The 19014-nt window shown below is 74.3% G+C and carries 16 protein-coding genes; 5 read left to right on the top strand and 11 right to left on the bottom strand.

Going from position 1 to position 19014, the window contains the following annotated elements; genetic code table 11:
• Positions 1-103 precede the first annotated feature (103 nt).
• Positions 104-424: a ferredoxin gene (locus B7C62_24480; protein ARF75041.1), complete on the bottom strand. Its 321-nt coding sequence runs from the start codon at positions 422-424 to the stop codon at positions 104-106.
• A 117-nt stretch (positions 425-541) separates the two neighbouring features.
• On the opposite strand from B7C62_24480, the gene B7C62_24475 reads away from it, so the two are divergent.
• The 3 genes from B7C62_24475 to B7C62_24465 all read left to right on the top strand — a co-directional run bounded on the left by B7C62_24475 (position 542) and on the right by B7C62_24465 (position 3351).
• On the top strand, positions 542-1555 hold the full coding sequence (locus B7C62_24475; GenBank protein ID ARF75040.1) for a GNAT family N-acetyltransferase: 1014 nt from the start codon (positions 542-544) through the stop codon (positions 1553-1555).
• 59 nt (positions 1556-1614) lie between these two features.
• On the top strand, positions 1615-2499 hold the full coding sequence (locus B7C62_24470) for a hypothetical protein (protein ARF75039.1): 885 nt from the start codon (positions 1615-1617) through the stop codon (positions 2497-2499).
• A gap of 246 nt (positions 2500-2745) precedes the next feature.
• Positions 2746-3351 (top strand): DNA-binding response regulator, encoded by a 606-nt coding sequence (locus B7C62_24465; protein ARF75038.1) that lies wholly within the window; start codon positions 2746-2748, stop codon positions 3349-3351.
• A 74-nt stretch (positions 3352-3425) separates the two neighbouring features.
• Here B7C62_24465 and B7C62_24460 read toward each other — a convergent pair whose 3' ends face one another.
• The 5 genes from B7C62_24460 to B7C62_24440 form a co-directional block, all read right to left on the bottom strand.
• Positions 3426-5270 (bottom strand): ABC transporter ATP-binding protein, encoded by a 1845-nt coding sequence (locus B7C62_24460; GenBank protein ID ARF77357.1) that lies wholly within the window; start codon positions 5268-5270, stop codon positions 3426-3428.
• Positions 5271-5320: 50 nt separating this feature from the next.
• Positions 5321-7093 carry an ABC transporter ATP-binding protein gene (locus tag B7C62_24455; protein ID ARF75037.1) on the bottom strand — a complete coding sequence of 591 codons (1773 nt, stop codon included), beginning with the start codon at positions 7091-7093 and terminating at the stop codon, positions 5321-5323.
• Positions 7094-7260: 167 nt separating this feature from the next.
• The gene (locus B7C62_24450) at positions 7261-7392 is read right to left on the bottom strand and encodes a Lanthionine-containing peptide SapB (GenBank protein ID ARF75036.1); all 132 of its coding nucleotides are present in this window, start codon (positions 7390-7392) and stop codon (positions 7261-7263) included.
• 69 nt (positions 7393-7461) lie between these two features.
• Complete coding sequence (locus tag B7C62_24445) at positions 7462-10209, bottom strand: serine/threonine protein kinase (GenBank protein ID ARF75035.1); 2748 nt, start codon at positions 10207-10209, stop codon at positions 7462-7464.
• Between the two features lie 165 nt (positions 10210-10374).
• Positions 10375-11382 (bottom strand): transcriptional regulator, encoded by a 1008-nt coding sequence (locus B7C62_24440; protein ARF75034.1) that lies wholly within the window; start codon positions 11380-11382, stop codon positions 10375-10377.
• Positions 11383-11495: 113 nt separating this feature from the next.
• On the opposite strand from B7C62_24440, the gene B7C62_24435 reads away from it, so the two are divergent.
• Complete coding sequence (locus B7C62_24435; protein ID ARF75033.1) at positions 11496-12734, top strand: hypothetical protein; 1239 nt, start codon at positions 11496-11498, stop codon at positions 12732-12734.
• A 123-nt stretch (positions 12735-12857) separates the two neighbouring features.
• A complete protein-coding gene (locus B7C62_24430; protein ID ARF75032.1) occupies positions 12858-13418 on the top strand; it encodes a maltose acetyltransferase in 561 nt (186 codons plus the stop codon).
• Positions 13419-13630: 212 nt separating this feature from the next.
• Here the strand turns inward: B7C62_24430 and B7C62_24425 are convergent, their stop codons facing one another.
• From B7C62_24425 to B7C62_24405, 5 genes are all read right to left on the bottom strand, one after another.
• On the bottom strand, positions 13631-14158 hold the full coding sequence (locus tag B7C62_24425) for a hypothetical protein (protein ID ARF75031.1): 528 nt from the start codon (positions 14156-14158) through the stop codon (positions 13631-13633).
• Between the two features lie 184 nt (positions 14159-14342).
• Positions 14343-15611 (bottom strand): AAA family ATPase, encoded by a 1269-nt coding sequence (locus tag B7C62_24420; GenBank protein ID ARF75030.1) that lies wholly within the window; start codon positions 15609-15611, stop codon positions 14343-14345.
• A 125-nt stretch (positions 15612-15736) separates the two neighbouring features.
• A complete protein-coding gene (locus B7C62_24415) occupies positions 15737-16075 on the bottom strand; it encodes a transcriptional regulator (GenBank protein ID ARF75029.1) in 339 nt (112 codons plus the stop codon).
• A 6-nt stretch (positions 16076-16081) separates the two neighbouring features.
• Positions 16082-16441 (bottom strand): addiction module toxin RelE, encoded by a 360-nt coding sequence (locus B7C62_24410; GenBank protein ARF75028.1) that lies wholly within the window; start codon positions 16439-16441, stop codon positions 16082-16084.
• A gap of 138 nt (positions 16442-16579) precedes the next feature.
• Positions 16580-18625 (bottom strand): hypothetical protein, encoded by a 2046-nt coding sequence (locus B7C62_24405; protein ARF75027.1) that lies wholly within the window; start codon positions 18623-18625, stop codon positions 16580-16582.
• Positions 18626-19014 lie beyond the last annotated feature (389 nt).

Raw genomic sequence — 19014 nt, 5'->3', positions numbered from 1 at the left:
GACTGTTCAGGGATGGGCAGCGGCCGTGGCCGTACGGGGATACGCCTCGGTCCCGCACGGTGACAAGCCGTACGGGACCGGGCTGCGCACGTGGTGCCGCCTGCTACTGGTTCTGCGGCGGCAGTCCGGCGACGAACGCGTGGTCGCGCTCGATGAGACCGAGCTTGGAAGCACCGCCCGGCGAGCCGAGATCGTCGAAGAACTCGACGTTCGCCTTGTAGTAGTCCTTCCACTCCTCCGGAGTGTCGTCCTCGTAGAAGATGGCCTCGACCGGGCAGACCGGCTCGCAGGCTCCGCAGTCGACGCATTCGTCCGGGTGGATGTACAAGGACCGCTGGCCCTCGTAAATGCAGTCGACGGGGCACTCTTCGATGCAGGCCTTGTCCTTCACGTCGACACAAGGCTGCGCGATGACGTAGGTCACGCTGTCGTTCCTCCTCGGTAGGGCGTTGGCTCTCGCGCGGGAGCGCGGCGTCGTCGATGCCCGCCCCTAGTATCTCCGTTCTCGGGCACGATCCGAACAGGAGGGGCGGACAGAGCTGTGGAATTCACCATCGGCGGACGGCTGGAGGTCCGCATCACACCGGCTGACGTGGGCAAACGGGTCTCCGTTCGGCAGCGCTCCGAGGGGGGTGGCGCGGGCGCGGAGTTCACCGACACGGTCGGCGTTCTCACATCATGGGACGACGGCGTGGTCTCGATCACACGGAAGAACGGGCAGTCCGTCCGCATCCTGGAATCGTCCCTGGTGGCGGGCAAGGTCGTCCCCGCCGCCCCGGCCCGCAGGCGGGGCCCGGCGGCCTCCTTCCCGGAGCTGGCCGCCGTCACCGCGCGGGCCTGGCAGCCGGTGGAGAGCGCGCCCCTGGGCGAGTGGCGGCTGCGCGCCGCCGGAGGGTTCACCCGGCGCGCCAACTCCGCGCTGCCGCTCGGTGATCCGGGGGTGCCGCTCGGTGAGGCGTTCGGGCGGGTCGAGCGGTGGTACGAGGAGCGGGGCCTGCCCCCGTACATCCAGACGTCGACCGGGGCCGAGGGCACGCAGGAGGCGCTCTGCGCGGAGCTGGAGCGGCACGGGTGGCGGCGCGAGGTCTCGGCCCAGGTCCGGATCGCCGCGCTGGCGCCGGTCGGGGACCTGGACGCGGACGTGTCGGCGGTACGGCTGGCCCGTGAGCCGGACGGGGCGTGGCTCTCGCGCTACCAGCGCCTCACCACCCCCGGCCCCCATGTCCTGCGGGTGCTGGGCAGCGGCCCCTCGGTCTGGTTCGCCACGGTGGCGGGCGGGGACGAGGGCGCGGAGGAGGACGCGGTGCCCGCCGCGATCGGCCGGTGCGTGGTGGACGGGCGGTGGGCGGGGTTCATGGCGGTCGAGGTCGCCCCCGGGCAGCGGCGGCGCGGACTGGGCACGGCCGTGATGGCGGCGCTGGCCCGCCGGGCCCTGGACGAGGGCGCTTCGGCGGCCTGGCTCCAGGTGGAGGAGGACAATGAGGGTGCGCGGGCGCTGTACGACGGGATGGGCTTCGCGACGCACCACAGCTACCACCATTTCCGGCCCGCGTAGCGGAGCCGGGGGTGGGGTGGCGGCACGACGGCAGGGACGATCAGGGGCATGGGTCGCATATGAGCGCGCAGGATTCCGGTACGACGGAGAGGCGGCGGCAGTTCGCCGAGGAGGCCCGGTCCGAGCGGCCGGATCTCGCACTGCTCTGCCTGCTGCTGGGCGCGGAGGCGGGCCCGGTCGGACCCGAGGAACCGCGCCCGGTCGATCCGGCGGAGGTCTCCCCCGACCCGTACGGGATCGACGCGGCGCAGATCGAACTGGACCGGCTGGCCGGGCTGTTGCCGTACGGGCCGGGGAAGACCCCCGCCGACTGGGCCTCCGCCCTGGCCGAACTGCTGGGTGAGCGGCACGAGTTCGGCGGCTCGTCGGCCGACTACCAGCGGCTGGAGTCCTCGCTCCTCCAGCAGGTGCTGCGCCGCCGCCGGGGGCTGCCGATCCTGCTCTCGGTGGTCTGGATCGAGGTCGCCCGGCGGGCGGGCGCCCCGGTGTACGGGGTGGCGCTGCCCGGCCACTTCGTGGTCGGCTTCGGGGACCCGGCGCACCCGGTGCTCGTCGACCCGTTCGCCGGGGGCGCGCCGCTGACCGGCGAGGACGCGGACCTCCTGGTCACCGGGGCGACCGGGGCGCGCCTTGAACCGTCCATGCTGACGCCCGCGCGGCCCCTGGAGATCGTCCTGCGCATCCTCAACAACATCAGGGCCTGGGCCACCGCCCGCCCCGAGCGCACGGATGTGGCCCTCTGGGCGGTGGACCTCTCCCTGCTCCTGCCCTCGCACCCGGCACGGCTGCGCTACGAGCGGGCCCAGCTGCTGGTCCAGCGCGGGGAGTTCCAGCGCGGGGCGGCGGAGATGGAGGAGTACGCGGAGGTGCTCGGCACGATCGAGCCGACGACGGCCGAGACGATCCGGCACAAGGCCCAGGCGGCCCGCGCACTGCTGAACTGACGCCCCGGCCGGTCCGGCGGTCCGCCTGCACCGCTGGGTAGCCACCCTCCCGCCACCCCGTGCGCTCCCGCTGTACCCCCGAACGCCCCCATCCGCGCCCACACAGGCACGGGAATCCGCCAATTCCGCGGCGTACCCGAATGCTCATGCGCTCCACTGGAGACCCGTCACCCGACGCGCACACACCATCGCATTCTGCGATGCGCCTGGAGTGCGTGCCCGGAGAGAAAAGCCGAGGGCAGCCTGATGACAACCGTTCTGCTGGTCCACACCGTGCCCCTGTGGCGCGCCTCGCTGGCCTCCCTGCTCGGTGCTGGGCAGGGAATAGACGTACGGACCTCCGAGCAGGGCGCGATACGTTCGGCACTGGCCGGAACAGGACCGGATGTGCTCCTCACCGACCTCGACTGTCCGGATGCCCTGGACGTCCTGGAGGAGGTGAGGTCGCTGGCCGAACCGCGCGGCCGGGGGTGTCCCCTGGCCGTGCTCACCCGCAGCGACCGGCCCCGGGGGCTGCGCCGGGCCTACGAGGCGGGGGCCCGCGGCTACATCGACAAGTACCGGCCGGTGAACGACCTCTCCGAGGTCATGCACAAACTGGCCGACGGCGGGCGGCATATCGACGAGTCACTGGCGTTCAGCCTGTTGCAGGTGGCCGACATGCCCTTATCGCCCCGGGAATTGAGCGTGCTCTCGATCGCCGAGCGCGGGGAAACGGTCTCCGGTATCGCGGAGCGGCTGCATCTGACCCCGGGGACGGTGCGCAATTACCTCGCCGCCGCCATTCGCAAGGCCGGGGCGCGCAATCGGATGGACGCCATCAGACGGGCGAAGGAGGCGGGCTGGATATGACCCGGCTCCAGGGAACGGGCTTCAGGGGAACGGACTTCAGGGGTGGCCGTGACCCGGCCCTTCGCGGAGGACCTTCACTCGGAGACGTCGTCCGGCTCCCAGAGCCCGGCCAGGTCCCGGTAGAGGGCCGAGGAGCGCAGCAGCTCCGCCGAGGTGCCGCAGCGGGTGCGGGGCCCGTCCATCACGAGAATCCGGTCGGCGCGGCGGGCCGAGCCGAGGCGGTGCGCGACGACCACCAGGGCGCCCGGCAGCGCGGCGAACGCGCGCTCGGCGCGGGCCTCGGCGGCCGGGTCGAGGCGGCTGGTGGCCTCGTCGAGCACGATGAGCGGAGGGGCCGCCAGATGGGCCCGGCCCAGGGCGATGAGCTGGTGTTCGCCCTGGGAGAGCCGGTCCGGTTCCAGGAGCGCGTCCAGGGAGCCGAGCCGGGTGAGCAGGGGGTCCAGGCCGAGCGCGTCGATCGTGGCGGCCAGGGAGCGGTCGTCCGCGTCGGGGCGGAGATAGCGGAGGTTCTCGCGCAGCGAGCCGGTGAACACGTACGCGTGCTGGGGCAGCAGGACCCGTACGGAGGTGGCGTCGGCCGCGCGCACCGGCCGCCCGTGCCACCGCACCGCGCCCCCGGTGGGCTGTTCGACCCCGGCGAGGACGGCGGCCAGCGTCGACTTGCCGCTGCCGCTCGGCCCGATCACCGCGAGGTGCTCGCCGGGGGCGATGCTCAGGGAGAGCCGGTCCAGGACGGGGAGCGCGGCGGGGCCGTACGCGAAGGTGACGGCGTCCAGTTCGGCGACGGGGACGGCGGCCTCGGGAGTGGTGGCCCCAGGGGTGGTGTGCCGGGCGGGAGGCGGCTCGTCGGCTGCCTGCGGTTCCGGGCTGTCCTCGGCCGGGGGCGGCGGCGCGTCCGTGAAGCGGTCCAGGACCACCAGCAGTCGGCCGCCGACCGTGGACAGCATGGTCATCAGCGCATGGACCGCCGGGGCCAGCGCCTGGGTGAGGTACGTCAGCGCGCCCACCAGCGCGCCGGGGGTGAGGCCGTCGCGCAGCAGCCAGGGGGCGCAGAGCAGCAGCAGGAGCGGCGGGAACCGGCCACAGACCGCCAGTGCCACCACCCGTACGCCGGACCAGCGGGCCAGCGAACGGGCCGCGCGGACCTGGTCGTCGGCCAGCGCCCGGGACTCCGCCACCGTGCGGTCGGCGGCCCCGGCGGCGGCGAGATCCCGCAGGTCGGCGGCGGTCCGGCCCGCGTGGGCGGCGTACGTCTCGTCGGCGGTGAGGTAGTCGCGCTGGCGGGCGGCCATCGGCGGCAGGGTGGCCAGGAACAGCCCGGTGCCCAGGACCAGCGGGGGCGCCACGATCAGCAGGAGCCTCGGCTCCAGGGCCAGCAGCCCGGCCACGGCCCCGGCCACCGTGAACACGAACGACCGCAGGGTCAGGACGAGTCCGGCCCAGCCGTCCCGGGCGATCTCGCTCTGGTGGGTGACCTGGGAGAGCGACCGGACGGAGGTGTCGGCGGGGTGCGCGAGGGCGCCGGACAGGGCCCGGGAGACGGCTCGCCGGACCAGCCCGTCCCGCAGCGGCTCCACCAGGTCCGCGAGGCGCCCGAACACCCCCCGGGTGGCGAGCTGGGCGGGGAGGACGGCCACGGCGGCGACGGCCAGCCAGAGGAGGCCGGTGAGCGGGCGTCCGGCGAGAAAGCCGTGGTCCAGGGCCCGGGCGACGCCGTAGCCGCCCAGGAAGGTCTGGACGAACTCCAGCAGGGACCAGCCTGCCAGCCGCAGGACGGTGCCGGTACGGGCGCGGAGGAAGGGGCGGGCCTCGCGGGTGACCCGGGCGAGGGGCCCGGAGCGGGGGCGGGGGCCAGGGAGGGGGCCGGAGCGGGGGCCAGGGAGGGGTTCGTTCCGCTTCACCCGGGCCTCCGCCTTCACCTCCACATCCGCCTCCGCCTTCGCCGCTCGTTCCGGTTCCGTCGGGGCCGTCATCGCGCCCCCGCTTCCGTACGGGGCCGGGGAAGCGCCTCCGCTTCCGCATCCGTGTCGCCCGCCTCCTCCGCTTCCGTACGGAACACCGCCCGGTACTCCGGATCGGCCCAGAGCTCCTCGTGCGGGCCCGTCGCGCGGACGCGGCCGTTCTCCAGCCAGAGGACCCGGTCCGCGCGGGCGGCCGAGGAGAGGCGGTGGGCCACGATCACGCGGGTGGCGCGCCCGGCCCGCTCGTCGAGGGCGCGACGGACGTGGTGCTCGGTGACGGTGTCGAGGCCGGAGAGGGCGTCGTCCAGGATCAGCAGGCGGCCCGGGTGGGCGAACGCGCGGGCCAGGCCCAGGCGTTGGCGTTCACCGCCGGAGAGCGGGGCGCCGGTGAGCGGGGTGGCGTAGCCGTACGGGAGGAGCCCGACGAACCCGTCCGCGCGGGCGGCCCGGGCCCCCTCCCGTACCGCGTCGGGCCCGGCGGTCCACGGCCCGAAGGCGATCGTGTCCTCGACGGTGGTGCCGGGCAGGGCGGGGCGGGCGAAGGCGTAGGCGACCTCGGGGCGTAGGAAGGCCGGGTCCATGGCGGCCAGCGGGACGCCGTCCAGCAGCACGGTTCCGGTGTCCGGGTCGAGCAGCCGTCCGGCGACCGCCGCGAACACCGACTTGCCGGAGCCCGAGCGGCCGACGACGGCCAGGGACGTACCGCCGGGGACGTCGAGGTGCACGCCCGCGAGCAGCGGCTTCCCGTCCTGTACGACGCCGACGTCCCGGAGTTCGAGGCGGCCCGGGCCGCCGGGGACCGGGCCGAGGCCCTTGTGCGGCAGCGGGTCCAGGGTGAGCAGCGGGTCCAGGGTGCGGGCGGCGGCGCGGCTGCGGGCGAGGGCGCCGAGCGCTCCGGTGAGGGCGCCGATGCCGACGGCGAGGCCCGCGTACCGGGAGGCGGCGACGAGGTCCCCGACGCCGATCGCGCCCGCGTGGAGGCGGAGTCCGCCGACCGCGAGGACCAGCAGCATGAGGAGGGGCAGCAGCAGGGCGCTCTGGCCTGCGGCCCGCCCGTACACGGTCCAGGTGCGGCGGCCGTGGACCGCCAGGGCGCCGAGCGGTTCGAGGACGCGGCGGTACTCGCGGGCCCCGGTGCGGGCGGCGCGGATGGTCTCGGCGCCGTCGAGCGCCTCGGTGAGGCGGTGGGCGATGACGGACTGGGCGCGCTGGTAGTCGGCCCCGGCGTCGGCGGTGCGGCGGGTGAAGGTGTGCAGGAGGGCGATGAGGAGGGGGGCGCCGAGGAGGAAGGCGGCGGCCGTCCAGGGGTCGATGAGGAAGAGCCCGATGACCGCGCCGACCGGGAGCAGGACGCCCGAGACGGCTCCGGCGGCGGTGACGGGCGCGGCGGCGGCGTCGGCGGTGCGGGCGGTGAGCCGGGCGGTGAGGTCGCCGGTCGGCACGGCGAGGGCGCGGCGGGGTTCGGCGGCCAGGACCCGGGCGGTGGTGCGGGTGCGGAGGTGGGCGGTGAGCCGGGCGGTGGTGGTGGCGCCCAGCACGGCCGAGCACGCGTCGAGCCCGGTCTCGGCGAGGACCAGTACGGCGCAGAGCAGCAGCCCGGCCCAGGGCACGGGCCCGCCGTCGACGAGCCGGCCGACGGTGTGGCCGAGGGCGGCGGGCAGGGCGAGGGCGGCGAGCGCGCCGCCGACGGAGCAGAGGAGGAGGGCCAGGAGGGCGGCCGGGTGGCGCCGGGCGAGCCGCCGGGTGTCGGAGGGCGTCCCGGGGCGGGGTTTCAGCCGCACGTGGTCTTCCTTTCCGGACCCGTATCGGTCTTTCCCGACCTGTATCGATCGGTATGTACGGACGTACGGACGCATGCCGCCGGTCCCGGGCGGACGAACCGCTCGGGACCGGCGGGCGGGCCGCCCGGCCCGCCGGTGGGATCACCGGCGGAGCGGGCGGCGGGGCGTCACGGGGTGCAGAGGACCACGCTCAGCGAGCTGTACTCGCAGACCAGCAGCGAGACCTGGCTGCCCGTGGCGAGCTCGCCGAAGGACTCCTCCGCCTGGGTCTCCATCGCCTGAAGGTCCAGAAGCGCCATGATGGTGTTTCCTTTCTGGGACGGTAACCGGAACCCGTTGCTCCGGCTGGGTGTTGAGCGGTGGTGTTGCTACGACCCCTGAAGGAGCCGGTCCGTGGGGCCGCTCGCGCGGCCGGGGTGCGCCGCGCGGGGAGCGGCAGCGGAGAGGAAGGGAAGCGTGGCGGGCGGCCCCGGCGGGGCGCCCAGCGCACTGCCCAGGGCGAGCAGGCAGCCGGCGGTCCCGGTGGCCAGGTCCATCGACAGCCGCATCAACTGCTCGCCGGGGAAGGCCAGTCCACCTTCGTACGCGAGCGCGTGACCGGCCAGCAGACCGGTGTGGAGGCGGATCGCCCGCTGCCGGGTCTCCTCGTCGCACAGGGGCGTGGCCGCCAGGTGCAGGAGGAGTCCGGCCGAGCCGCGCAGCAGCCCGGGCTGGACGTAGAAGGCGGAGAGCGCGGCCGGGAGCAGGGCGCGCCCCTTGGTCGCCAGCTCCGCGTCGTCGGGGCGGTGGGCCAGGTAGGCGTCGATGACGGCCGCGATCCCGGCGCTGCCCGCTCCGAGGTAGGGCATCAGCCGCTTGCCCTCGACAACGAGGAGTTCCCCGTCGTCCCCGGCCCGGCACCGGTCCAGGTCGCGGCGCAGGGCGGCGGCGGCCAGGTCGAGCAGGGCGGTGTCCCCGGTGGTGCCGTACCGGCGGATGAGCAGCAGGGCCACTCCGGTCGCGCCGTGCAGGAGGCCGGTGCGCGGGGACGGCGGGCCATCCACCAGGGCGCGTACGGCGAGGGCGGTGCAGCGTCCGGCGGCCGCGGCGAGCGCCGGGGCCCCGTCGGCGGGGGCGGTGCGGGCCAGGTCGTCGAGGGCGAGGCCGATACCGGCGTAACCGCTGTGCAGTCCGGGCGTCAGGCCCTCCAGCGGCTGGTCCAGGACGATCCGGAGGAGATCGGCGGCCTCCGCCGTGCGGCCGATCCGGTTCAGTGTCCAGGCGATGCCGGTGAGCCCGTCGTAGAAGCCGAGCGGGGAGCCGGAGGCCGGGTCCTTGGCCTGCCGCAGCAGCCATTCCTCGCCCGGCTCGCACCGCGCGGCGCCGGTCTCGTGGAGGGCGTAGAGGACTCCGGCCGCGCCGTACGCGAAGGACTGGCCGCCGGTCGCCGTGGCGAACTGGGCGATGTCGCCGGGAAAACATCGGTCGTCGCGGTCGGGAGTGCAGGAGGCGGCGATGGCGCGGGCCATGGAGTCACGGGCGGCCGGCCAGTCACCGGGAGCGGCCGGAATCGGTCCAGCGGCCCCCGCGCCCGCACCCGCCTCCGACCCCGCGCCCGTACGCACCCTCGTACCCACCTCCGACACCGTGGCCGTACGCGCCCCCGTACTCGCCGCCGCCCCCGTGGCCACGCTCGTCCCCGTGCTCATTCCCGTACCCCGCTGGATCTCCTCCACCGCGGGCCGCAGGCTCTCCTCGGTGACCGGGAAGACGCGTGCGATCTCGCGGGCGAGCCCGGCCGCCTTGGTGCGGTCGATGCCGAAGAGGGTGGTGAGCGGCAGGTACAGCGCGAGCCGCAGACAGGCCAGCGCGTACCGGTCGATGTCGGTGCCGCGCCGGTCGGGCGGGGCGACGAAGGCCGGGTTGGCGACGATCTGGCGGCGCCGGTCGGCGGCCGGGGAGGCGGCCTCGAAGTCGAGCAGGGCGATCCGGCCGGACTCCTCGTCGACCATGACGTTGCTCATGTGCAGGTCGCTGATGACGATGCCCCGGGCGTGTACGGCCTCGACGGCGCGCTCGACCTTCCCGTACAACTCCTCTGCCCACGCCGCGTGTTCGGCGAGCAGTCCGGGGGCCGGGTTCTGCCGGGCGAGCGGGAAGCGGCGGGCGAAGACGGTGTTGAGGGTGGCGCCCGGCAGATACTGGAGGACCAGGAAGTGGTGGCCGCCGACCTCGAACGCGTCGTGCACGGCCGGTACGCACTCCAGTCCGGCCAGTCGCTCCAGCGCGGTCCGCTCGCGCCCCAACCGGGCCACTGCATCGGCCCCGTCGGCGGCGAGCCCGGCGTACGGGCGGGCCTCCTTGAGGACGACCTGCTCCCCGGTGCGGGCATCCCGGCCGAGGTAGACGCCGCCCCCGTTGGAGAAGTGGAGCGCCTTCTCGACGGTGTACGGCAGGTCGCCGAGGCCCACGGCGGCACGGGCCTCGAGGTGCGGGCGCAGGAAGTCCGGCGGGGTCACCCAGGCGGGCACCCGGAAGGCCGGACCCCGGTCGTCGGGGACCAGACGGCCCTGCGGATCGGCGACGGCGGGCACGGGCCGCCCGTCGGGGCCGGTGCAGAAGCGCGCGGCGAACGCCCCGTACCGCGTGTGCACCGGTCCGTTCCCGCACCGCAGATCGCTGAGGATGTACGGGCCGTGCTCGCCGTCCAGCAGCTCCATCAGGGCGCCGCATACCTCGGGGAACGTGTCCTCGGAGTGCGGATACACGGTGATGAACTTGCCGCTCCCCGCCCGGTCCGCGTACTTGGAGTTCCGCAGGTTCAACAGGCCCGGGGACGGTACGCACTTGAAGGGCAGCCGGTGCGACAGACAGTGCTCCAGCACCCGTTCGAGGACCGATGCGGCGTTGTCGGCGGCGGCCGATATGTGGATCTTCCAGCCCTGGGCCGGCAGCCGCAGCCCGTCCGGGCTGTAGGAGAGCCAGTCACCGCGCCGGGAGCGGGTCCACCCCTGGGGGGCCGCGCGCCGGACCGAGGCGTAGAACGTCCGCTCCTCGGCGCCCGCTTCGAGGGAACGGTGGGGTGCGTCGTAGAAGCGGCGGTCCGCCTGGCAGTACGCGGCGTACTCCGGATTCACGGCATTCCCCCCGCTCGACGTTTCGTGGCGAGAGAGAAATTGTCATAACGATGAGCACGGCCAACAGTCACCGATGTCACCACTCATCCATGCGCACGACCCATGCGGACCGCACCGCCCACCGGTGTTCTCCCAGCTGCGAACGGGGGCGCGCGCGGGGCGCGTTCAGCCTGAGGCGCGCACCAGCCCATCGCCCGCAGCCGCGGCACGCACCAGTCCGTCCCCCGCCGCCGTCCGGAAATAGAGCACGGACCGCCCGTCCCGGCGGCGGCACACCAGCCCCGCGTCCAGCAGGACCCGCAGATGACGGCCGACCGACCCCAGCCCCTGCCCGGTCAGCGCGGTGAGCCGGGTGGTGCTCAGCGGCGAGGCCAGCAGAACCAGAACTCCCGCCCGTGCCGGGCCGATCAGCGCGCCGAGCGCCTGCGGTACGGGGGCACGCCCGGGTTCGGCAAGCGCACCCGAGCACGGGTACACCACCCCGTACCGGTGCGGGATGTCCCAGCAGACCCAGCCCACTTCGGCGGTGACGGGGGTGAACACCAGCTGGGCGTCCTTCAGTTCACGCGGCGGGTTGTCGTACGTGTTGATCTGGAGCCGACTCTCCCCCAGCCATCGCATCCCCGGCCGCATCCCGTCGAGCGCCCCGGCCCAGCCGCCCCGGCTCAACTCGGCGGCCCGGGCGATCACATCGGCCTCCAGGACCCGCCGCCGGGCGGCCCACTCCGGCTCGACGGCCCGCGTCCACACCCACTCCAGGACATCGGCGCTCCGCCGCGCCAGGTCGTCCCGGTCCAGCGCGGCGGGCAGCGGTCCGCGCAGGGCCACGGCGAGATCGGCGCGGACCGTGTCCGGCGGTGTCGCCCGGACCCGCGCCAACTCCTGCGCGAAGGTGTCCGGTTGCCGCCCGGCGGGCGGGGGCACGGGGACGGGGGTGAGGAAGTCGGCGATCCAGCGGGGAGTGAGGGCGGCGCGGATGATCCAGGCGGCGAGGGGGTCGTCGGCCTTGAGCCGCCGGTAGGCGGGCAGCCACCGCTCCAGCCAGGCGCGCTCACGCGGCTGCGCGGCGGCGGCGCGCTCCAGGGTGCACAGGCTCGCCACGGTCTCGGCCAGCGGGGAGACGGTGAAGCGGCTGTTCGCGAGGGTGTCGGCGCTGATCTGCCACCAGCCCATGGGCCGCTCCCGCCAACTCCGTTTCCGCAGAACGGTTTCCGGTGTGGACGGTGACGTTTCGCCGCCCCGCGAAAGAGTAACGGGCCCGTGGACCGCCCTCGCACACTCGCCTGATGCGCACCTACCGCGACCTCTTCCGCACCCCGGAGTTCCTCCCGCTCTTCACGGCCGTCTCCGTGCAGGTGGCGGCGCAGACGACGAGCGGGCTCGCCCTCGGCACCCTCGTGTACGCCTCCACGGGCTCGCCGCTGCTGTCGGCGCTGGCCATGTTCGGCCCGTCCCTGGCGCAGGTCGCCGGGGCGCTGACCCTGCTGTCGGCGGCGGACCGGCTGCCGCCGCGCGGTGCGCTGACCGGCCTGGCGCTGCTGTTCGCGCTCGGCACCGGCGTACAGGCGCTCCCCGGGCTGCCCCTGTGGGCCGCGTTCGCCGTGCTCCTGGCCCTCGGGGTGGCCTCCTCGGTGGGCGGCGGAGTGCGGTACGGGCTGCTCGACGAGATCCTGCCGCAGCGGGGCTTCCTGCTCGGCCGCTCGGTGCTCAACATGTCGGTGGGCACCCTGCAGATCGCCGGGTTCGCGGTGGGCGGGGTGCTGGTGACCGCGCTCTCGGCGCGCGGCACGCTGCTGGTGGGGGCGGCGCTGTACGTGGTCGCCGCCGCCCTCGCCCGGTTCGGGCTCGCCGCCCGGCCGCCCCGCGCCACCGGGCGGGCCTCGGTCCGGGAGACCTGGCGGACGAATGCCCGGCTCTGGTCGTCGGCCCCCCGCCGCTCGGTGTACCTCGCCCTGTGGGTGCCCAACGGGCTGGTGGTGGGGTGCGAGTCGCTGTACATCGCCTACGCGCCCGGGCACGCCGGGCTCCTCTTCGCCTGCGGGGCGGTGGGGATGCTGGCCGGGGACACGGTGGTCGGCCGGTTCGTCCCGGGGCGGTGGCGCGCCCGGCTCGGCAGCCCGCTGCGGCTGCTGCTGGCCGCCCCGTACCTGCTGTTCGCGCTGGAGCCGGGGCTGCCGGTGGCGGTGGTGGCGGTGGTCCTGGCGAGCACCGGTTTCGGCGCGAGCCTGCTGCTCCAGGAACGGCTGATGGCCCTCACCCCGCCGGAGCTGAGCGGTCACGCGCTGGGGCTGAGCTCCTCGGGGATGCTCGCGATGCAGGGCGTGGGCGCGGCCGTCGCGGGTACCGCCGCCCAGCTGACCTCGCCCGGGACCGGGATGGCGGCGGTCGCGGCGCTCTCGCTGGCGGTGACCCTGGCCCTGGCGCCGGGGCTGCGGGCGGGGGGACCTCCGGGACGCGGGGCGGACCCGGCGGGCAGACTGCACGGGGACGGATCATCCCGTACGAGGGATGCGAAGGATGCGTAAGGAGACAACGACCTCGTGACCAGCCAGCACACCCCCGGCTCCCCCGGCTCCCCTGACTCCGCCGACGCCCCCGAAGCCGCCGAAGCCGCCGGGAAGAAGGCGCCGCGCAGCCAGCGGGAGGCCATGCTCGCGGGCGACCTCTACCTCGCCGACGACCCGGAGATCGCGGCCGACGCACTGCGCTCGGCGCTCCTCAGCGAACGCTTCAACGCCACGTCGGCCGCCGACCCCGAGGCCCGCCGCGCCGCGCTGGCGGAGCTGCTGGGCGAACTGGGCGAGGGCACCGAGATCCGCCCGCCGCTGCGGGTGGACTACGGGCACCGGATCACGGTGGGCCCGCGCACGTTCGTGAACTTCGGGGCGGTGTTCCTGGATGTCGCCCGGATCACGATCGGCGCCGACGTCCAGATCGGCCCGAACGTCCAGCTCCTCACCCCGACCCACCCCATCGACCCGGAGCCGCGCCGCGCCAAGTGGGAGGCCGCGGAGCCGATCACGATCGGGGACAACGTGTGGCTGGGCGGCGGGGTGATCGTCTGCCCGGGGGTGACCATCGGGGAGAACACGGTGGTGGGCGCGGGGGCGGTGGTCACGAAGGACCTGCCGGCCAATGTGGTGGCGGTGGGCAATCCGGCCCGGGCGATCCGGGAGATCGGGGAGGGAACAGGGCCGACGGCCCCGTAACCGTAAAGCCGAACGCCCCGTAACCGTGAACACGGGGTGTGGACCGAGCACGGGCGTGGACCGAACAGGGGCGGGTGGACCAAGCACGCGCACGGACCGAACACGGGCACGTGGACCAAGCACGGGGGCGTACCGAACACGGGGCGTGGACCGAACACCGAGGCGTGTGCCGACCCGGGCCCGTTCCCCCGGGACCCCGCCCCGTCCCGCCCCTACGCCACCCGCCAGGCATCCGTGACGCACGAGACCTCGAAGTGCCACCACCCCTCGGCCACCCCCCGGATCAGCAGCGCCTTGATCGCCCCGAGGTCCGCGCCGCCGGGCACGGTGAGCGCGACCAGCGGGAAGTCCGCGCTGAACACCTCGCCGCCCAGCCCGAACGGGGCGAACCGCTCGTGCACGGCGTGGGCGTCCCGCCCGAGCGGCCCGTCGGGCACGGGCAGCACCCGTACGGTGCAGTTCCCCGAGGCCGCCACCCGCCCGGTGGCCCAGTGCACCCCGTCCGCGTCGGTCGTGAACCGTACGGTCTCGCCCTCGGCAACCCCGTCCTGGAGGAACGGCACGTTGGCGACCCGGGCGGTGTCGGCGCTCAGCCGGGTCGCCCACAGCCCCTCGGTGTCGTACGGCAGCCAGCCCTCACGCGGCACGAACCGGAACCAGACCTTGATGTACCGGCCGATACCGGAGGGCGGGCGGTCGTCACGGGCCGGGCGCGGCGGACCGGCGTCGGGCGGACTCATGGCCCCATGGTCCCCCGTACGCCGCACACCCGCGCGTCCGGGTCGCCGCCCGGCCCGCAGGTGACGAGGCATCCGCCCCGATCATCATCGGAGACTCCCTTCCCGGGTGGTGGACTTCCCGGAGTACAGGGCCTGTACAGGAGCGGGACCCGGTTCTGCCGCTCCCTCCCGGGCCTCTGGTCCCTCACGTACGCCCGTAACGGATGGTGTGATCGGCGAACTCCAACGCCATCTCGGTGGTGACGGTGGGCCGGGTGCGGCTGATGGTGCGCAGGAACTCCTCGGTCGAGGGCTGGGCCCTGGTCCCGGTGTCGAGGGTGCGCTCGAAGACGGCCTGGGCGACGGTCCGGGCGGCCTGTTTGATGTCGGCGGGCGTGAACCCCTCGCTGGCGTCGGCCAGCAGAGCGGTGTCGGCCCGGGCTCCGGTCCGGGCGAGGTAGCTGGCCCAGAGCGCGGCCCGGGCCTCGTGGTCGGGCGGGCCGACGGGCAGGACGTAGTCGAAGCGGCCGTGGCGCAGGAACGCCGGATCGAGGGCGGCGACGGTGTTGGTGGCGCAGACGAGGAGCCGCCCGTCGCGGTCGCGGAACCGGACGATGGACTTGAGCAGTTCGTTGACGACGCCCACGGAGACGGGATCGGCGAGGTTGCGGGCCCCCGCGACCTCCTCCACCTCGTCGATGAAGACCAGTACGTGATCGAGTTGGGCGATCTCCTCGAACCGGCGGCCGAGCCCGTTGGCGAGCCCGTCCTCCAGGGCGAGCCGGGAGGGGAAGAGCTCCACGAAGGGCCAGCCGAGCCGGGAGGCGACGGCCTGGGCGAAGGTGCTCTTGCCGGTGCCCGGCGGCCCGAACAGGACGACGGCCTGCGGCGGTTCGACGCCGTGTTCGTCGGCGAGCTCGGGGTTGGCCAGCGGCAGGACGAGCCGCCGCTCGACGAGCTGTTTCGCGTCCGCCATCCCGGCGAGCCGGTCCCAGAGCCCGGAGGGCGGTACGGTCGCGCCGAGCGAGGCGAGCACGGCGGACCCCTCGGCGGTCACCGACTGGGCCTTCTCGTAGTAGGTCAGCCCGCGGTGCCCGCGGAACCCGGAGTTGGCGAGCGCGGCGGCCCCCGTCTCGTCCTCCGGCAGCACCGCCGCGACGAGCACCGCCCCGGCGGCCCGCAGCCGCTGCTCCAGCGCGGAGAGCAACGCGGTCCCGAGCCCGAGATTGCGCCAGGCGGGATGCAGGGCGACCCGCAGCACCCAGGCCCGGTCCCCGTCGACCCGCCCCACGGCGGCCCCCACGAGATGCCCGTCGGCCACGGCGACGACCCCGGGGTTCCGCCCCTGGAGCGCGGCGACGACTTCGGAGAGCCGGAAGACGGCGGGCTGCCCGCTGGTACGGCTCTCCGAGTCGAGCCGCACCACGCCTTCGAGATCCTCGGGTACGAAATCCCGCACATGCCACACGGCCATGATCCGGCCCTGCCCAGCCTCCGACGGCCCCCGTCCTGCCCTGCCTGCCCTTCCATCATCGGTCCGGTGGGGACGGGACGCCTGTCGGAGGGCCGGCGGGGGGTGGGCGCAGGGGGCGGTTCGGGTCAGCCCAGGACGAGGGTTTCATCACCGAAGTCGGCCACAAGTTTCAACTGTCCGCCCAGAGCAGCGACATACGCGGCAAGCGTCTCGACTTCGGAGCGGTTGATCGCGCCCTTCTCTATGGCCGACACGCGCCCCTGGGTGACGCCGAGAACCTTTGCCACTGCCGCTTGCGTCATCCGCTGGCGCTTGCGCACCTCGGCGAGACGGTGGGCCCTCACCTCGGACAGCAACAGGGCAGCGCGCCGCTCGACCTCATGGGCCTCGTCGGCGGAGAAGTCGAATTCACCCTTGAGGTCGTCCCAGTCGACGGCGTCGGCCGTCTTTCGTCCTGCACTCATGGCTCCTCATTCCTTCTCATCCCTGTACGCCTCATAGGCGTCTTCCGCTTCCTTGATCGCCGTCCGGTACCACCCCGACCAGCTACCGGATTTATCGCCGCCCACCAGGATTACCGCGTTGCGCGCAGGGTCGAACACGAACAGAATCCGTACCTCGCTGGAGCCTGATGAACCGGGCCGCAGCTCCTTGAGGTTCGCGAGAGCCGATCCCGTGATGCGATCAACGAGCGGTCGGCCAAGAGCAGGCCCTTCCGTCTGCAGGATACTGATGGCGGCTGCGACCTGGAGGAGCGTGTCCCGGTCATGCCGGCGCAAGTCGTGTAACCAACTCCTCGCCGGCTCCACGACGATGATCTTGAACTGCATTCACTCTCCAGCCACCCGGACCATCACACCTGCATAATATCACCCGAGGGTGATATTCGTGGGGTGGCGGAATCGAGCGCAGCCCCCGCCCGGAGCGTCCGGGCAGGGGCTGCGAAAGGTGCGTACGGCGGGGAGGGGTCAGCCCTGGCCGGTCAGGTCGATGGTGACCGTGCGCTCCGCCGGGGTCTTCCCGGTCAGGGCCGTCTTCATCGCCTGGGCCACGTCGTCCGCGCCGACCTGGTGCTCCTTGCCGTCGGCCTTGACCGCCATGATGCCGTCGAAGACGCCGTCCAGGAGCGTGTCGATCGCCTTCTTGTCGTAGACGTCGACCAAGCGGCCGTCGACGGCCTTCATGGACAGGATCTGCGGCAGCGACCGCGCCGGGCCGAACTGGATCTGCTTCGGGCCCGCCTTGATGGTGATCAGGTCGGACATCGCGGGCTCCGCGAACTCCTTCATCGCCCGGGTCAGTTCGGCCTGGGTGATGGTGGGTTCCGTGGTGGTGACGGGCAGTTCGACCACCCGGGCCTGTCCGGTCTGCACCTGGGCGCGGTAGGCGTCGCGGACGGAGATCAGCGACTGGCCGACGTCGATCGTCTTGCCCGCCTTGCCCGGCACCGCGATCGCCTTGTTCGGTTCAAACCGGATCGTGCCGTCCTGGGTGGAGCCGGCGGCGCCCGCCAGATCGGTCAGCGCGACGCCGAGTTTCTCCTCGTCGACCGGGATCACCGGGTCGGCGGTGCGGGCCCCGCCGAACAGCGAGCCGATCACCGAGACCGGGTTGTAGTCGCTGCCCGCGGCACCGCGCACGGTCTCCTGGCTGTCCAGGGTGAGACCGGCCTTCTCCGGGTCCAGCTTCTGTTCCTTGCCGTCCACGGAGAGCGTCAGCGGCGCCTGGGCCCGCTCGCCGAGGGCCGTCTCCAGTTTGACGACCGCCTCCTCCTTCGTACCGCCGCCGATGTCGACACCGAGCACCGTGGTGCCCTTGGGGACCTCGGAGTGGTTCAGCAGGAGGCCCGCGCCGTAGGCGATGCCGAGCAGCACGATCGCGGCCACGCCGAGGAGGACCAGCTTGGAGCGGCCCTTCTTCGCGGGGGTTGGAGCGGGAGCGGGGGCAGGGGCGGGCTTCGGGGCCGGGCGGGCGGCCGCGGGGCCGCCCGTATCGCCCGGACCGCCGGGGAACGGACCACCAGGACCGCCGGGACCGCCCGAGCCGCCCGGGAACGGGCTACCAGGACCGCCGCCCGGGAACGCCGACCGGGGCTCGCTGGGCACCACGGGGATGCCGCTCGTGAGCGTGTCGCCCGAGACGTGTCCGCCCGGGCCGGAATCGGGCCCCGGCGACTGCGGCGTCAGGATCGCGGTGTCGTCGGACAGCCGGGGCGGTACGCCGCCGGGGGCGCCCGGGACCATCGGGCCGGGGCCGCCGAGGCCAGGGACCCCGTCGAGGTTGGGGGTCAGCGCGGAGGTGCCGGTGGCCGGGCCCGTGGTGGGGCCGGCCGGTCCCGGCGTACGCGGGGAGCGCGGGCCCGCGCCGGGGGGCTCCGTGCTGTAGCCGTCCAGGGCGCTGCCGGGGGTGCCGGAGCCGGGGGCGCCGGGGCGCGGATCGGCGTCCGAGAAGTACGGCAGGTCGGGCCGCGGCCGACCGGCACCGCCGGGGCCCGCCGCACCGGGGAAGCCGGAACCGTCCGAGCCGCCGGGGAAACCCGAGCCGTCCGATCCGCCCGGGACCGGACCGCCGGAACCCCCCATGCCCGGGCCACCGGAGCCCGCACCGGGACCGCCGACGCCCGGACCGCCGGAGCCCGCACCGGGCACACCGGCACCAGCACCCGAAGCCCCGGCACCGAGCCCACCGGCACCAGGTCCGCCCGGCGCACCGGAACCGGCCGCGCCGCCCGTACCGGAACCCGGCGGGGGCGTCGGGCTCTTGCGCGGGGCGAACCAGTCGCTCCCGCTCTTCGCCCTGGCCGGGTCGTCGGCGGAGGCGGACGGATCGGCGGGCGCGCCGCCGCCGTCCTGGGGCTGCGAGGACGGCGCGGAGGCCGGGCCACCGGACGTACCGGCCCCGCCCGACGCGCCGTTGGCCGGACCCGAGGGCGCGGACGGAGACGTGCCGGGGCGCGGGGTGCCGCCGGTGCGCTCCGGGTCGGAGCCGCCCGTGGCGAGATCGCTCTCGGCCATCGGCGTACGCATCACGACCGGCGGGATGGGACGCGACCCGGGGATGTTGATCCGGATGCGCGTCGTCAGCGTCGTCTCGGTCTTCGGCTCTTCGGGCCGGGGCGGATCGACGGATTCCGGGGCCTCGTCCGAGCCGGCCGGCGACGGATACTGGCGTGATCCGTACGGCGGCGTACCCGACGGGTACGCGGCACCACCGCGCCCCTGGGGCCCGGAGGACGAACTGTCAGTTTCACGACTCAAAGCAGGTTCTCCCGATTGGCTCCGCCGCCCGTACTTCCCCCATGCCGCAGGCCAGGGGACGGCTCGGCGCGCGCACCACCATACTGGCCGCCGCCGTCGGACACTCCGCGACCGGGGGAAACCTCCACTGCGGCATCACACCTGTG

The organism is Kitasatospora albolonga (assembly GCA_002082585.1).
Classification (GTDB): Bacteria; Actinomycetota; Actinomycetes; order Streptomycetales; family Streptomycetaceae; genus Streptomyces; species Streptomyces stephensoniae.
Note: the sequence above shows the minus strand (reverse complement) of the source record. Positions and strands in the feature narration are given on the sequence as shown.

Excerpts from the sequence above, each read along its gene's own strand:
- B7C62_24420 (ARF75030.1), bottom strand. The coding sequence starts at position 15,611 with ATGGCCGTGTGGCATGTGCGGGATTTCGTACCCGAGGATCTCGAAGGC.
- B7C62_24440 (ARF75034.1), bottom strand. The coding sequence starts at position 11,382 with ATGGGCTGGTGGCAGATCAGCGCCGACACCCTCGCGAACAGCCGCTTC.
- B7C62_24430 (ARF75032.1), top strand. The coding sequence starts at position 12,858 with ATGCTCGCGGGCGACCTCTACCTCGCCGACGACCCGGAGATCGCGGCC.
- B7C62_24435 (ARF75033.1), top strand. The coding sequence starts at position 11,496 with ATGCGCACCTACCGCGACCTCTTCCGCACCCCGGAGTTCCTCCCGCTC.
- B7C62_24410 (ARF75028.1), bottom strand. The coding sequence starts at position 16,441 with ATGCAGTTCAAGATCATCGTCGTGGAGCCGGCGAGGAGTTGGTTACAC.
- B7C62_24405 (ARF75027.1), bottom strand. The coding sequence starts at position 18,625 with ATGGCCGAGAGCGATCTCGCCACGGGCGGCTCCGACCCGGAGCGCACC.
- B7C62_24465 (ARF75038.1), top strand. The coding sequence starts at position 2,746 with ATGACAACCGTTCTGCTGGTCCACACCGTGCCCCTGTGGCGCGCCTCG.
- B7C62_24425 (ARF75031.1), bottom strand. The coding sequence starts at position 14,158 with ATGAGTCCGCCCGACGCCGGTCCGCCGCGCCCGGCCCGTGACGACCGC.
- B7C62_24415 (ARF75029.1), bottom strand. The coding sequence starts at position 16,075 with ATGAGTGCAGGACGAAAGACGGCCGACGCCGTCGACTGGGACGACCTC.
- B7C62_24470 (ARF75039.1), top strand. The coding sequence starts at position 1,615 with ATGAGCGCGCAGGATTCCGGTACGACGGAGAGGCGGCGGCAGTTCGCC.
- B7C62_24450 (ARF75036.1), bottom strand. The coding sequence starts at position 7,392 with ATGGCGCTTCTGGACCTTCAGGCGATGGAGACCCAGGCGGAGGAGTCC.